Source organism: Nostoc sp. JL31 (assembly GCF_017114965.1).
In the GTDB taxonomy this organism is placed as follows: Bacteria; Cyanobacteriota; Cyanobacteriia; order Cyanobacteriales; family Nostocaceae; genus Nostoc; species Nostoc punctiforme_A.
The window spans coordinates 49,835-65,258 of record NZ_JABXKO010000046.1 but is presented as its reverse complement, the minus strand read 5'-3'; the positions used below and the strand labels follow the sequence as shown (position 1 = coordinate 65,258).

General features: G+C 39.6%; 7 protein-coding genes and 1 pseudogene. 3 read left to right on the top strand and 5 right to left on the bottom strand.

Going from position 1 to position 15,424, the window contains the following annotated elements; genetic code table 11:
* Window positions 1–299: 299 nt before the first annotated feature.
* Window positions 300–1,181 (bottom strand): 4-hydroxybenzoate solanesyltransferase, encoded by an 882-nt coding sequence (locus tag HWQ43_RS11170; RefSeq protein WP_292733020.1) that lies wholly within the window; start codon window positions 1,179–1,181, stop codon window positions 300–302.
* Window positions 1,182–1,531: 350 nt separating this feature from the next.
* Between HWQ43_RS11170 and HWQ43_RS11165 the strand changes: the two genes are divergently transcribed.
* The 3 genes and pseudogenes from HWQ43_RS11165 (at window position 1,532) to HWQ43_RS11155 (ending at window position 10,513) form a co-directional block, all read left to right on the top strand.
* Complete coding sequence (locus HWQ43_RS11165) at window positions 1,532–3,181, top strand: Ppx/GppA phosphatase family protein (protein ID WP_292733017.1); 1,650 nt, start codon at window positions 1,532–1,534, stop codon at window positions 3,179–3,181.
* Window positions 3,182–4,113: 932 nt separating this feature from the next.
* The gene (locus tag HWQ43_RS11160; RefSeq protein ID WP_292733015.1) at window positions 4,114–4,668 is read left to right on the top strand and encodes a RidA family protein; all 555 of its coding nucleotides are present in this window, start codon (window positions 4,114–4,116) and stop codon (window positions 4,666–4,668) included.
* A gap of 427 nt (window positions 4,669–5,095) precedes the next feature.
* Window positions 5,096–10,513: pseudogene (locus tag HWQ43_RS11155) on the top strand (AAA family ATPase).
* Between the two features lie 282 nt (window positions 10,514–10,795).
* Here HWQ43_RS11155 and HWQ43_RS11150 read toward each other — a convergent pair.
* The 4 genes from HWQ43_RS11150 to HWQ43_RS11135 form a co-directional block, all read right to left on the bottom strand.
* On the bottom strand, window positions 10,796–11,809 hold the full coding sequence (locus HWQ43_RS11150) for an alpha/beta fold hydrolase (protein ID WP_292733013.1): 1,014 nt from the start codon (window positions 11,807–11,809) through the stop codon (window positions 10,796–10,798).
* A gap of 235 nt (window positions 11,810–12,044) precedes the next feature.
* Window positions 12,045–12,383 carry a hypothetical protein gene (locus tag HWQ43_RS11145; protein WP_292733011.1) on the bottom strand — a complete coding sequence of 113 codons (339 nt, stop codon included), beginning with the start codon at window positions 12,381–12,383 and terminating at the stop codon, window positions 12,045–12,047.
* A gap of 216 nt (window positions 12,384–12,599) precedes the next feature.
* Window positions 12,600–14,306, bottom strand: a complete 1,707-nt coding sequence (gene ilvD / locus HWQ43_RS11140) for a dihydroxy-acid dehydratase (protein ID WP_292733009.1) — start codon at window positions 14,304–14,306, stop codon at window positions 12,600–12,602.
* A 225-nt stretch (window positions 14,307–14,531) separates the two neighbouring features.
* Window positions 14,532–14,792 carry a hypothetical protein gene (locus tag HWQ43_RS11135; protein ID WP_292733007.1) on the bottom strand — a complete coding sequence of 87 codons (261 nt, stop codon included), beginning with the start codon at window positions 14,790–14,792 and terminating at the stop codon, window positions 14,532–14,534.
* Window positions 14,793–15,424 lie beyond the last annotated feature (632 nt).

The following is a 15,424-nucleotide window of genomic DNA, read 5'->3' as shown; positions in this document are numbered from 1 at the left end:
AGTTTACTTTGACGCATTCATTGACCTTGCTACAATTCATATCTGGATTAACAAAATATTATTAGTGGGATAGGTTCACATAAGTCGAATTACCCCCCTTAATCCCCCCTTGGAAAGGGGGGAGACCGAAAATCTAGTTCCCTCCCCTTTCCAAGGGGAGGGTTAGGGTGGGGTAAAACCCTGGTTAATCAACTATTTCAAACTTGTGTGTACACCGTAGTTTGTCAAGGGGGAGAACCGGACATTTATTTCCCCCCAATACATCGGGGGGATTAAGGGGGGTAAATCCAATTTACTCCTTATAAAGATCCAGCAATCATCCCAGCAAGTAAAATAAAACCAATCCACACGTTTTGCCGGAACATCTTACCATAAGCAGAATTAGGTAAGTGTCGCTCTCTTAATCGCAGAGACTGCCAAACCCATCCGATAGTAGCAACTGCAAGGCTAATCCAGAAGGCTAAGTGCAGATGTATAACTACACCTAACCAAGACAATAACAAAATTGTGCCAGCAAAGAAAATTCCAATGGCTAGAGGGGCATAATTACCAAAAAATAGGGCGCTAGAATTAACACCAATGCGGCGATCGTCTTCTTTGTCGCTCATAGCGTAAACTGTATCAAATCCCAATGTCCACAGTACTGTCGCGCCCCAAAGCAACCAAGTTGGTTGAGAAATGCTTTGCGTTACTGCACTCCAGCTAATCAATACCCCAAAACCCCAAGCGATGGAAAGCACCAGTTGCGGTACAGGAAACACCCGCTTTGCACCTGGATAAAGCAAAATTACAGGCACTGCTGCCACGCATAACCAGAAACTCAGGGGGTTAAGATAAAAGGCCAAAACTGCTGCACACGCTAAAGAGACGATCGCAACTACAATCCCAACTTTCACAGATAAGGCACGAGAAGCGAGGGGGCGATCGCGTGTTCTCTCCACTTCTGGATCGATATCCCGATCCCACAAATCGTTGACAACACACCCAGCCGCACTTGTGGCCAGAGTACCCAATATAATCACACCAACCAGAGGTAAAGGCGGTTTTCCTGAAGCTGCCAAAAACACAGCCCAAAGGGCAGGAATCATTAAAATTAACCGCCCTTCTGGTTTATGCCAGCGTAAAAGCCGGATAATTACAAGCCAAATTGGTGACTGGGGGCGTTCTGGCGTCGTTAACATAGAAATCAACAAATAACTTTAGAGAGATGAATTCACATTTCTTTACATCTATAGAATAACGTTATTTGTTATTTGTAAAAACATAACCCAAAATGGCAACTTTAAATATTTTTAAAATAGTCACTCAGGTTATAAATAGTAGGGTGAATAGACATAGCTCAGTTACCCTCGATCAAGCTGAGTTGCGAATGCTGAGTATTTTTTCATTTACTCAATATTCAGCACTGGCTCAATGCCCTGCTACCGCTAACAGCACTCAGTCTGAGCAAGTGTGTTGTCATAAATATCAGTGCTAGCTACCCCGACGTATCACCGTTTGCCATCATTTCTTAATAAAGAGAGAAAACTAGATGCTGAATTTAGTTTCTAGCTGGGAGAGTATTCCTACTCAACCATCTAAGCAACATCGGATTATTGCTGCCATTGACCTGGGAACAAATTCTCTACACATGGTAGTAGTCAAGATTGACCCCACACTACCAGCTTTCAGCATTATTGCAAGAGAAAAGGAAACCGTGAGGCTTGGCGATCGCAATCTTACCACTGGAGAACTCAAGCCAGAGATCATAAAAAAGGCGATCGCTGCTTTAGGACGCTTCCAAGAAGTTGCCAAAACTATCAACGCTGAAACTATCATCGCTGTGGCAACTAGTGCTGTACGGGAAGCCCCCAATGGTAAAGATTTTTTGCACACAATAGAAACGGAGTTGGGTTTAAGCGTTAACTTGATTTCTGGTCAAGAAGAAGCGCGGCGCATCTATCTTGGCGTGCTGTCGGGGATGGAATTTAACAACCAGCCTCACACCATTATTGATATTGGCGGTGGTTCCACAGAATTAATTTTAGGCGATAGTCAGCAAGCCCGGACTCTCACCAGTACCAAAGTTGGTGCAGTGCGACTCACTAGCGAGTTAATCACTACTGACCCCATCAGCACCCCTGAGTTCCAGTATTTGCAAGCTTATGCACGTGGGATGTTGGAACGTTCTGTAGAAGAAATCTTAGCAAACCTAGAGTTAGGGGAATCTCCGCGTTTGGTGGGTACGGCAGGCACAATTGAAACCCTGGCAATGATTCATGCACGGGAAAAGTCGGGTGTTATTCCTTCCACTCTCAACGGCTACCAATTTAGTTTTAAAGACTTGCAAGAGTTGGTAAATCGCTTGCGGAAACTGAGTAATTCCGAAAGGGCTGAGATTTCTGGTATGCCAGAGAAACGCCCTGAAGTTATCCTCGCTGGGGCAGTAATATTACAGGAAGCAATGACCCTTTTGGGTAGTGAATTGATTACAGTTTGTGAGCGTTCTCTGAGAGAAGGCGTAATCGTAGACTGGATGCTAACCCACGGTTTAATTGAAGATAAGCTACGCTATCAAAGTTCAGTTCGGGAACGGAATGTTCTCAAACTCGCGGATAAATACCACATCAACTTAGAATACAGCGATCGCGTGGCAAAATTTGCCGAGAGTTTATTTGACCAAACTCAAGGTACTCTACATCATTGGGGAACTGACGAGCGACAAATGCTGTGGGCAGCGGCAATATTACACAATTGCGGTCACTATATCAGCCATTCGTCTCACCACAAGCACTCTTACTATTTAATTCGCAATGGAGAATTACTCGGTTATACAGAAACCGAGATTGAAATTATTGCCAATTTAGCGCGTTATCATCGCAAATCGCCGCCTAAGAAAAAACATGAAAACTACCAGAGTTTGCTGACTAAACAACAGCGACAAATTGTTAGTCAATTAAGTGCAATTTTAAGGTTGGCAGTAGCATTAGATAGAAGACAAATTGGTGCAGTTGCTCAAGTGCAATGTGAGTATTATCAACAGCTTAGGCAGGTCAACCTGCTAATTTTTCCATCTCAATCAGATGATGATTGTGCTTTAGAACTTTGGAGCTTAGATTATAAAAAAGGAGTGTTTGAGGAAGAGTTTGGAGTGAAATTAGTAGCGAGTTTAGAAAAGTCTAGTATTCCTAACTTGTCTTAGAAATTAGGGTGCGTTAACACAGTGTAACGCACCTGTAAATAAGCTTATGTTTATGCTTGCGATCGCTAGTCAGCTTGAGAAGTTAGTCTCAGTATAAAAGTTTAAGGTAAAAGTCAGAAAAATTTATTTAATAACTTTTTAGGAAGGTATGATTAACAAGTAGCATTCTATTGTACAACAAAAATATTAATTAAATTTGTAACCTGTATTACATTAAAATATTCATCTAATTTTGACATCCAACTTAAGGATGAATTTATAACTGTCCTAAGAACCATTTAAAAATAAAAATTAGTAATTAGAATAGACTTAACAATCTATTAAATGTAGGTTATGTTGCTAGTGGATATCTAAGCCGGGAAACTTAGATATCCTTATATAAAATTTCACTAGTTTAATAAGTAATCATGCAGACATAATATTGAGGGCTGCCAAAGAAACTTGCGCAGAAGCTTAGAAAGAAGTAGGGGCGCAAGGCCAAAAGCCCCTACGACAGGTGTGGTTCAAATATATGAAAACTGCTGTAGCTGTTATTTGCGCTCTGAAGTTATTCATGCACCTGATATCTTGCACCAGGCGACTGGAAGTCGCGGCTACACAGGCAAAACCCGCCTGCGCGGGTTGAAAACCTTGATTTTGCATTAGTCCGCGTAGGCGGACGAAAGTTTGTATAGCCGCGATTTCTAATCGCCAGGGCTAGGTGCAAGATATGAGGCACTGCGCATGCGCACTTTTTGAGGGGTAAAAACCTGATTTGGTATAAGTATTAACTGTATTTATATCGGAAGCTAAACCAACTGAAGACGATTAAGGTAAATTATCTACGTGATTACACTAAAATTACTTTGTAGACTAGTGCTTTTTAGGTTGACTAGATAGATAATAAAAGTAAATATGAGCAAAAATAGAGAACTCACATTTAAGGAGCTTTAATGACTAAAGGTATTACCGGTGCTGTAAATTCACTAGTAGCAAACTTCTCGCGACGAAATGCACTTTTGTGGCTTGGAGGTAGTGGAATGACTACCGCCTTGATGGTGGCAACACAAAAGGAAGTGAACGCTAAAGACAACAAAGAGTTGAAATTGGTGAACCCACCAACATTATATAATCCAACCCAAAATGGCTATAGCCATATAGCTGTGACACCATCAAGGGCGAGAACCGTCTATATTTCTGGTCAGTTTGGTTCCGATTTACAAGGGAATCTTGTCTCCAATGAATTTGAAAAGCAGTTAATACAGGCTTTTAAAAACCTCCGTTATGCCATAGCAGCGGTTGGGGCACAACCACAAGATGTAGCAAAAACTACTGTTCTTATAGTGGATCACAACCAAAGTAAATTGATCCCGTTAGGACGTGAAATTATAAATTTATGGGGGAATAAACCACCAGCAAACACTCTTATTCCCGTTCCTAGACTTGCACTTGACGGTATGTTGTTTGAAATTGATGCTTATGCGGTAATTCCAGATAACCGTAGTTGAGGGCTGGTTTCAATATAACCCTATCAATCACAGTCGGCGGAATAACAAACTTCCGCTACTGTCAATCAATCATAGTCTCTATTGTTTGAGTAGGTAATTGCCTTTCGTCAGACGACGAAACCTAACTAAAAATCCCAGCAGGTGCTAATAGTTAGCTTTTGTTAACTTGGCTTTTTAAAGATTAAAGGGAAAAGGTGAAAGGTTTCTAATCCCTTTACCTTTAATCTTTCCCAATCCCTCACAAGCACATTTTTGAGTTGACAAATTACTAGCTTACGCTTTGCAGCTTCCTAATTTTCTACTGAGAATCTTGACGTTTTTGTGTAGGATATTCTATCTCTGCATTTGATGCTTTCAAAGCTTGTCCTCACAGCTGCGGTTACTAATTTGGGAACAATCAATTTATAAATCACTAGGATTTAACAGTATGTTTAGTACTCATGTTAATATTTCTGGATACCAGATAATTGAAGAAATCTACAATGGTTCGAGAACTATAGTTTATCGAGGGTATAGAGAAACTGATTCATTACCTGTAGCGATCAAACTGCTGAAAAATCCATATCCCTCCTTTAATGAACTGGTGCAGTTTCGCAATCAGTACACCATTGCCAAAAATCTCAACTCATCTTTAATTGTCCAAACTTACAGCCTGGAGGTGTATCAAAATGCCTATGCGTTGGTGATGGAAGATTTTGGTGGCATTTCTTTAAAAGATTATTTTGCTCGCGATCAAACGCGAGATATTAGGTTTTTGCAAGAGTTTTTTCAAATAGCGATCGCACTGTGTAATACCTTAGAAATACTCTATAGTCAGCGGATCATTCATAAAGATATCAAACCGAGCAATATTTTAATTAATCCAGAAACCAAACAAGTTAAATTAATCGACTTTAGTATTGCCTCTCTATTACCAAGGGAAACGCAAACGCTAATCAGCCCCAATGTATTAGAAGGAACACTAGCTTATATTTCTCCAGAACAAACAGGGAGGATGAATCGGGGAATTGACTACCGGACTGATTTTTATTCACTTGGTGTAACTTTCTACGAATTACTCACAGGTGAGTTACCTTTTCAATCAAACGATCCAATGGAGTTGGTGCATTCTCATATTGCTAAGGTAGCCTCATCAATACATTTAATTAACTTACAAATTCCGCCGATAATTTCGGATATCGTCAGCAAATTAATGTCAAAAAATGCTGAAGACCGCTATCAGAGTGTATTAGGATTGAAGTATGATTTAGAAATTTGTTTTTCTCAACTGAAGACAACAGGTGAAATTGAAAGTTTCCCAATTGCCCAAAGAGATGTATGCGACAGATTTATTATCCCTGATAAACTCTATGGACGAGAAGCAGAAGTAGAAACTCTGCTAGAAGCATTTCAAAATGTCAGCCTGGGTGCAACAGAAATAACGCTAGTAGCTGGGTTTTCGGGGATTGGTAAAACTGCGGTTGTTAACGAAGTCCATAAACCTATTGTTCGTCAACACGGTTATTTTATCAAAGGCAAATTTGACCAATTTAATCGGAATATTCCTTTTTCTGCATTTGTCCAAGCTTTCCGTAACTTCATGGAGCAATTACTAGCAGAAAGTGATGTCCAAATACAAAAATGGCAAAATCAAATTATTCAAGCATTAGGTGAAGACGGACAGGTAATTATTGAAGTCATTCCCGAATTAGAAAAAATTATTGGCAGACAACCACCTGCATCAGAATTATCAGGTAACGCAGCACAAAACCGATTTAATTTATTATTTCAGAAATTTCTCCAAATATTTACAACTAAAGAACATCCTTTAGTTATATTCTTAGATGACTTGCAGTGGGTAGATTCGGCTTCATTGAAACTCATACAATTATTAATCAATGAAGCTAATCAGGGATATTTATTATTAATTGGTGCGTATAGAGACAATGAAGTATTCCCAGCCCATCCGTTGATGGTAATGTTGGATGAAATTCGCAAAACAGGTGTCAAGCTAAATAGTCTTAACCTAAAGCCACTCAACCAATTACAATTGAATCAACTTGTAGCCGATACATTAAATTGTGCAGAGAATGTGGCATTATCTCTTTCACAATTGATTTACCGTAAAGCTCAAGGAAATCCATTTTTTGCAACTCAAATCCTGAAATAATTACATCAAGACCAACTAATTCAATTCAATTTTGCCGAGGGATGTTGGCAATGTGACATTTCTCAAATAAATCAGCAAACTCTAGCAGACAATGTTGTTGATTTTATGGTTTTCCAACTACGAAGACTACCAGAATCAACTCAACAACAATTGAAGCTAGCCGCTTGTATTGGTAATCAGTTCGATTTAAAAACATTAGCGATTGTTTCTAAACAATCGGAGGTAGAAACCGCAGATTGCTTGTGGAAGGCTTTGCAAGAAGGGTTGATTTTGCCGCAAAGTGAGGTTTATAAGTTTTTTGTTGGTTCCGAAAATCAAGCAGCTACTCAAGAACAGTCTGAGATGGTTGTATATAAATTTTTACACGATCGCGTCCAGCAAGCTGCCTATTCACTCATTCCAGAAGCACAAAAACAGTCAACACACTTACAAATTGGGCAATTGTTATTGCAGAATACGCCTAAAGAGCAGCAAGAGTCAGGAATTTTTGCGATCGTTAACCAATTCAATTACGGACTGGAATTATTAGAGGAAGCTGACGAACGAGAACATTTATCCCGGTTAAATCTGATAGCTGGTTGTAAAGCCAAAAACTCGACAGCTTATGCGACAGCAGTTGAGTATTTAAAAGTGGCAATTCTTTTATTACCGATAAATGCTTGGCAAAGCAGCTACGATTTGGCTCTTGCTGTTTACGAATCTGCGGCTGAGGCAGAATATCTAAATACAAACTTTGATTCATCAAAATCATTAGTAGAGATTATCCTCAAAAATGCTAAATCTCCATTAGAAAAGGTTCGTACCTATGAGATTCAAATCCAATCTTATACAGCGCAAAATAAATTCATTGAAGCAATAGCCACAGGTAGAGAAGCACTGCAATTACTAGATTTGACGTTACCTGAAGACAGTAACACTCAAATTATTTTTGAGGAACATGACCAATTACAACAAATGTTTGTTCATCAATCGATTGTAGCATTGGCAAATATGCCAGAAATAATTGATCCCCAAAAATTAGTTGCGCTCCGCATATTATCGGGTTTGTTTGCTCCAGTTTATATAGCCAAACCGATGTTATTGCAGCTCAAAATTTTTACAATGATCAAAATTTGTATCAAGTACGGCAACTCACCACAGGCAGCTGTTGCTTATAGTCTCTATGGATTATTTTTGTGCAGTATTGGTGCAATTGAAGATGGGTATCAGTTTGGTAAACTGGCAGTACAACTTTTAGAAAAATTTCAAACTAAAGAACTTAAAAGTAGGGTTTATTTAACATTTAGTCTGTTTATTAAACATTGGAAAAATTCAATTAAATCCACATTGAATCTATTTTTGGAGGGGTTGCAAAGTGGATTAGAAACCGGAAATTTAGAATATGTAGGCTATTGTGCCAATTGCTATTGTCAATTTCTCTTTTGGAGTGGAGAAAACCTAGAAAATGCTGTGCTAGAAGCAGATAAATATTGCGATCTAATGCAGCAAATCAAACAAGAGGTATCTCTGGTTTGGGGAAATATCTGGCGGCAGACGGTTCTAAATTTACAAGGAGAAGCGGCTAATCCCTGTTGTTTAATTGGTAAGCATTTTCACGAAGTTGAAATGTTACCGACTTTAATTGAAACTAACAATATTAATGGTATTTGTTATGTCTATCTAGCAAAAACGCTACTGGCTTATCTTTTTGGTGAATACGAATCTGCTTGGGAATATTCTCAAAAATTTGAGCAGTATGAGCAGGGAGCAGCAGGCTTATTAATTGTTCCTTTGCGGAATTTCTATCAATCTTTGAGTTTGTTAACTCTTTGTTCTCAGGTAAATGAAGCACAGCAACAGCTTTATCTCCAAAAAGTAGCCGAAAACCAGTCAAAAATGCAAGAATGGGCGGCTCATGCGCCAGTCAATTATCAGCACAAGTACAATTTAATTTTAGCTGAACAAGCTCGTGTAACTGGCGATCGCTTACAAGCCGCAGATTATTATGAAATAGCGATCCAAGGAGCGATCGCCAATGACTATATTCAGGAAGCCGCGATCGCTAACGAACTTGCTGCCAAATTTTACCTAGAATGGGGTAAAGAAAGAGCCGCAGAAGGATATCTGCAACAAGCATATTACAGTTATGCCCGTTGGGGAGCAAAAGCCAAAACTGATGACTTGGAAAAACGCTATCCCAAATTACTCAAACCCATTTTGCAACAGCAAGAATTCAACTTAAATCCCTTAGAAACCATAGCTAGCATTGCTCGCACATCTAGTTACACTACCAGCAGTACTAATATTTCTGATGCTCTAGATTTAACCTGCATTCTCAAAGCAGCTCAAACTATCTCCAGTTGTATCGAATTAGACGCACTTATCAGCAGTCTCACTCGCATTATCTTAGAAAACTCTGGTGCGAAAACATGTGTATTAATTCTTCCTCAAAAAGATACTTGGCAAGTGCGGGCAATTACCTTTATCGATCAACAGTCAAATTCCCAGACTGATGTCAAAACCATTCTTGATTCACAACTAATAGATGCTTGCCAATATATTCCGCGAAAACTAATAAATTATGTTAAGAATACTCAAGAAACCGTCATTATAGACAATTGTAAAACAAATATTCCTGGTGTAATTGGGGAATATATGCTCCTACATCAACCTCAAAGTGTATTATGTACACCCATTATTAACCAAGGTAATTTAGTGGGGATTATCTACCTAGAAAATCAATTGAATCAAGGAGTATTTACTAGTAATCGTTTAAAGGTGATTAACCTACTGTCCTCCCAAGCAGCAATTGCCTTAGAAAATGCTCGGCTTTATCAACAAGCTGGGCAAGCTTTACAAGATTTGCAACAAGCTCAATTACAAATAGTCCAAAGTGAAAAGATGTCTGCATTGGGTAACTTAGTTGCTGGCGTAGCTCATGAAATGAATAATCCTCTTGGTTTTATTGCTGCCAGTCTCCAACAAGCTAAACCAACATTTATTGATATTATTGAACACTTGAAACTATATGAAAAAAAGTTTCCTATTCCCGGAGATGAAATCTTTACTCATGCCGAAGAAATTGATTTGGAATATAGCTTAGAAGATTTGGTCAAGATGATTGATTCGATGACAATAGCGTGTGACAGGCTCAAAAACATTAGCACCAGTCTGCGTACTTTCTCCCGTGCCGATAGAGATTACAAAGTACCGTTTAACATTCATGAAGGCATTGATAGTACGATTTTAATTCTCAAACATCGCCTGAAAGCTAACGAAGAACGTCCAGCTATTGAAATAATCAATGAGTACGGAAATTTACCCAAAATTGAATGTTTTCCTGGCCAACTAAATCAAGTATTTATGAATATCTTAGCGAATGCCATTGATGCCTTGGATGAATCAAATGCAGGTAAGAGTTTTGGAGAAATTCAAGCCAATCCCAATCGGATTAAAATTACCACCTGTTTAAAAGTTAAACAAGTTGAGGTGAGCATTGCTGATAATGGTCAAGGCATGAGTGAATCAGTCAAGCAAAAGATATTTGACCACTTATTTACTACAAAAAGTGTTGGTAAAGGAACAGGATTAGGATTAGCGATCACTCAGTCTATTGTTGTAGAAAAACATGGCGGTTCACTGGTTGTAAATTCTACCCCAAACCTTGGAACAGAATTTGTGATTACCTTACCGATTCTGGCTCAGACTCAAAATTAACTTGGAACCACCAGTCAATAGCAAAAGTTAGAGTTGAGCCAATACAGTTCAGAATGAGTAACAAAACCCTGATGTAGAGACGCGATAACTCGCGTCTTAAAAGACCTTTTTAAAAAATTGTGATACTCATTATAAATCAATACGGTTCAGTTAAGGCTAAAACTCTGTTATCCAAGTCAATTTTTTAACGAACCGCCTTCGCGTAGCGTCTCCAAGAGTTGGCGCAGAGGACGCAGAGAGAAGAAAGAGAAGGAAAAAATTGCTTAACTGAACTGTATTGCATTATAAATCTGGATTGATACATTTAAGATTTTCACAGCCAAAGCCTTGAGTCATCATTGCAGATAGCTGTTGAAAAACTTGTTCATCAAAGTTGAGTTCTCGGATTATTTGGTTATAAGCTTGTCCCTGCGCTATCCGCTTTGCCATTTCCTGAAACTCTACCCAAGTTAAATCACTCTCAACAAATGCTTTAGCAAGGGTAATTACCAGTTCTTCATAATCATTGTCTTCCAACTTTGTCATCATTCGGTGTTCAATGTGAAGCGAATCATCGAAACAGTAATACCAGGATTTCGGTTGCTGCCTAAGTACTCTTCGGAAAAAATCTTGCTGTTTCGAGCGACTAACAGCACGATCTGCCTCACTACATACCATTAAGATTGGGGCAGAAACACAGCCTTGAGCCTTGTCTAAAACCTGATATCCCAATTCTAGAAATATCCGTAAGGCCTTGAGACGAAAACCTTTATAACCAAAATTGCCAGGTGCATTTTTGTTGAACCATTCAAAGTAAATTGGCAGAATTTTGATGAGTTGATCGAATAGTGAATAGCGGCTACCTAAATAAGGCGTGAACAATAAAGTCCGGTCAATCTCTTGAGGATGCTCTAAAGCTAACCAAGCAGCTAAAGTTCCACCTGTTGATAATCCACCAATCACAACTTGTTGACCTAGCGTTTTGGCAATCTGCAACCATTTGATGACAAATTGTTGATAAATCTCAATATCTGTTGGCAAGGGTGGAGGATTTTGAGACTTCCAGTCACCTGAGCGTCCATGACCGGGTTGTAAAGGAATCAAAACGTTATATCCCTTGTTAAAGAAGGCTTTACCAAGCGGCTCGAACTGGTAAGGGCCTGCTGTAAAACCATGCAAAAACAAAAAAGCTTTTGATGTGAAGTCAGGATGAATCAAAAATTTAGAACGGCAGGCTTCATTTTTAAGACCTAGTGTGGACTCTAATTGGTGAACTTGCTCTAGAATTTCTACTGTATTTTGAATGCCAACTTTCATTTATGTAATTATCATATTCACAGACATATAATAATCCTACTTGAATCCTGCTCAGGATACTGAAAAGGAAATCTTTGTCTGGCAAGCTTTTTAAGCAGCTTAGTTATTCAAAAATTAAATAGGAGTTCTATATATGTTACTTTATTAATTACGTAGTTACTCCTAATCTAGCAGAGGACATATTGTTGAGTTGCCCTGCCAAAAGTGAGAAATATTTTTAAATTCAAATGAGTATTCACTCCAAACTGATTTTCCACAACCCGTCTAGCGGATTAGACTGTTGGAATTGATTATCACTGCTACCGGGCCAATTATTGTCATACACCAACCCAACACTGAATGTTCTATTTAGGGGATATTGTCCTAGTTTTCCAAAACCTTCAATATTTTTTGAGTCAGCGATCGCTCGCTGGTTCAACTGTATAGTTGTTTGGTTGCCGTCGTCAAAGTAAATTGTGGCTCGTTTGTTGTGAAAGCGCACCTGAACTTTGTAGACCCCACCAGTTGCATAGTAATAAGCTCTAGCAGGTAGCTTTTGACCATCAATATTTTGTCCTTTAAGCTCAACTGCCATAGCAGGACTGCATAGCAGCAACAGGACTGGCAGGAATAACCCTAAAACTTTCATTGGTAGTAACAAACACTTTCAATCAACTATTTTCTACTTTAAAACATAAGTAGAGCGACTTAAAAGAAGCAGACTATGTGAAGATAAGTAAATACAGATCGCGGTAAAAAACAAAAAACTTTTGTAGAGAGACGCGATATATCACGTCTCTAACTTTACTCCCTACTCATGAAATAAATCCAAGTCTGTGACAGCACCAACACTACTAGAGGAAACTAACTTCGCATATTTTGCTAAGATGCCTTTTGTATAACGGGGTGGACGGGGTTGCCATTTGGCGCGGCGACTGGCTAATTCTGCATCAGAAATGTTGATTTGTAACAAGCGAGAATTAGCATCGATAGTGATGCTATCACCTTCTTCGACTAGAGCGATCGCACCACCAACGGCGGCTTCGGGAGCAACGTGTCCGACTACCATCCCGTAAGTACCGCCTGAAAAGCGTCCATCAGTAATTAACCCGACTGCATCGCCTAAACCTGCACCAATAATTGCTGAGGTGGGTGCTAGCATTTCCCGCATACCAGGGCCACCTTTCGGCCCTTCGTAGCGGACGATAATTACATCACCAGCTTTAATCTTACCTGCAAGGATGGCATCTAAGCATTCTTCTTCGGAATCAAATACCCGTGCAGAACCGGTAATGCCAGGATTTTTTACCCCAGTAATTTTTGCTACTGCTCCCTCTGTAGCGAGATTTCCTTTCAAGATGGCTAAGTGACCTTGGGCATACATCGGGTTATTCCAAGGACGAATCACATCTTGATTACTTGGTGGTTCATCGGGGACATCTGCTAAAATTTCGGCGATGGTTTTACCTGTAATGGTGATACAGTCACCGTGAAGTAATCCATTTATTAATAGCATTTTCATCACTTGGGGAATACCACCAGCTTGATGTAAGTCTGTGGCGACATATCTACCACTGGGTTTTAAATCGCATAAAACAGGGACACGATCGCGGATAGTTTCAAAATCATCTAGATTAAGTTCTACACCAGCCGCACGAGCGATCGCTAGAAAATGTAACACGGCGTTAGTTGAACCACCCACAGCCATAATTACAGAAATAGCATTTTCTATAGATTTACGGGTGATAATTTGTCGAGGTAACAGTTGATTACGAATTGCTTCTACTAATACCTTGGCTGATTCTTCAGTACTATCGGCTTTTTCATCATCTTCCGCCGCCATTGTGGAAGAATAGGGTAAACTCATACCCATCGCTTCAAAAGCCGAGGACATAGTATTGGCTGTGAACATCCCACCGCAAGAACCAGCACCAGGACAAGCGCGGCGTTCTACTTCCATCAGTTCGGTGTCGTTAATTTTACCAGCACTGTATTCACCCACAGCCTCAAAGGAACTCACAACAGTCAAGTCGCGGCCGTTGTAGTGTCCGGGTTTAATTGTCCCACCGTAAACAAAGATAGCCGGAATATTCATCCGTGCCATTGCAATCATTGCCCCTGGCATATTTTTATCACAGCCACCGATGGCAATCACGCCATCCATGCTTTGACCATTACAGACGGTTTCAATGGAGTCAGCAATCACTTCTCGTGACACTAGGGAATATTTCATTCCCTCAGTTCCCATAGAAATCCCATCACTAATAGTAATTGTGCCGAACATTTGCGGCATTGCCCCAGCTAGTTTAATTCCAGCTTCAGCTATGAGTGCTAGTTGATTAATTCCTATGTTACAGGGAGTGATGGTGCTGTAGGCATTAGCCACACCGACAATTGCTTTCTTAAAGTCTTCATCCTGAAAACCTACTGCACGCAGCATAGCGCGATTTGGCGATCGCTGTACCCCTTGTGTAACAACTTTACTTCTGAAATTCTCTGACGTTGTTTTTTCACTCATTGCTCTGGCCTCAATCAAATCTCTGTACGAGTATGATATGTAGCCTTCTTTGAGATGTCCAATATATATTTATTTAAAATTGAGACTTATAAAGTCTCAAAAATCTGGGACTACGATACTGAGCTACTTTTTTGCTGTAGCTGAGGAATTACATTTCAGCAGGAACTAGACAAACGTATAATTTTATTCAGCAATAAATCGAATGGCTCTCTGCGTTCATATTACTCACCCGCAGAAATTATCAACCCTCAACTCGCGCCACACATCAGACGGTTGCCAGCCAGAGTTACCAACGGAGCGCAAAGGCCGATAGTGTTCACTGATGTAGTCCGATTCGGATGCTTCGATGTACACAGGTAGATTTGGTTCAACTACCGATTCAGGAATATCTTGACTCTCAGGCATCTCAATCGGTTCAGTCGATGGTGGAGTTACTTCTGTTATCTTGCGAATTGGGTTAGAAGTTTTTTTGATGAGTCGTTGCATATTCATAGTCATTATTTGGCAAACACAAGGTAGGATATCCCAGAATACAGTAAGTTATCAGAAAATCCGAAACATTTTGTCGGAAAGTTTTTCCAGATACGGATTGCTTTTCAAAGACGGGAGCGGAGGTGATTGCATGATTGCACTAATAGCCCGTCGTAGACGTGCTATACAAAAGCGAAAATGAGAAGTTGATTTGCTCAACACTGCCATTGAGACAGAGACAATTGCACGAATATAAATCAATACAGTTCAGTTAAGCAATTTTTTCCTTCTCTTTCTTCTCTCTGCGCCCTCTGCGCCTTCTCTACGAGACGCTGCGCGTTGGCGGAAGCCTCTCGTAGAGAAGGCGGTTCGTTAAAAAATTGACTTGGATAACAGAGTTTTAGCCTTAACCCAAGCGTATTGGAATATAAATACGGGAAAGTCATAAAAGTTCTTCCTGAAAAATTGAATATTTAGACTTCCTCTTATCTTGCCATTTAAGTTATTTATCTGTATCCGCAAATATCCTGCTAACAAGGAAACTTAAATTTTTAGCGAAATAGTAGTAACTAATTTGCTAACAAACTGGATGACAAATCGGTTTCTTATTGTCAGTAAATTTCTCCTTTGTACTTGAGACTAATCTT

Coding starts and splice junctions, on each gene's coding strand:
- HWQ43_RS11170 (WP_292733020.1), bottom strand. CDS start 1,181: ATGTTAACGACGCCAGAACGCCCCCAGTCACCAATTTGGCTTGTAATT.
- HWQ43_RS11165 (WP_292733017.1), top strand. CDS start 1,532: ATGCTGAATTTAGTTTCTAGCTGGGAGAGTATTCCTACTCAACCATCT.
- HWQ43_RS11160 (WP_292733015.1), top strand. CDS start 4,114: ATGACTAAAGGTATTACCGGTGCTGTAAATTCACTAGTAGCAAACTTC.
- HWQ43_RS11150 (WP_292733013.1), bottom strand. CDS start 11,809: ATGAAAGTTGGCATTCAAAATACAGTAGAAATTCTAGAGCAAGTTCAC.
- HWQ43_RS11145 (WP_292733011.1), bottom strand. CDS start 12,383: ATGGCAGTTGAGCTTAAAGGACAAAATATTGATGGTCAAAAGCTACCT.
- ilvD (WP_292733009.1), bottom strand. CDS start 14,306: ATGAGTGAAAAAACAACGTCAGAGAATTTCAGAAGTAAAGTTGTTACA.
- HWQ43_RS11135 (WP_292733007.1), bottom strand. CDS start 14,792: ATGCAACGACTCATCAAAAAAACTTCTAACCCAATTCGCAAGATAACA.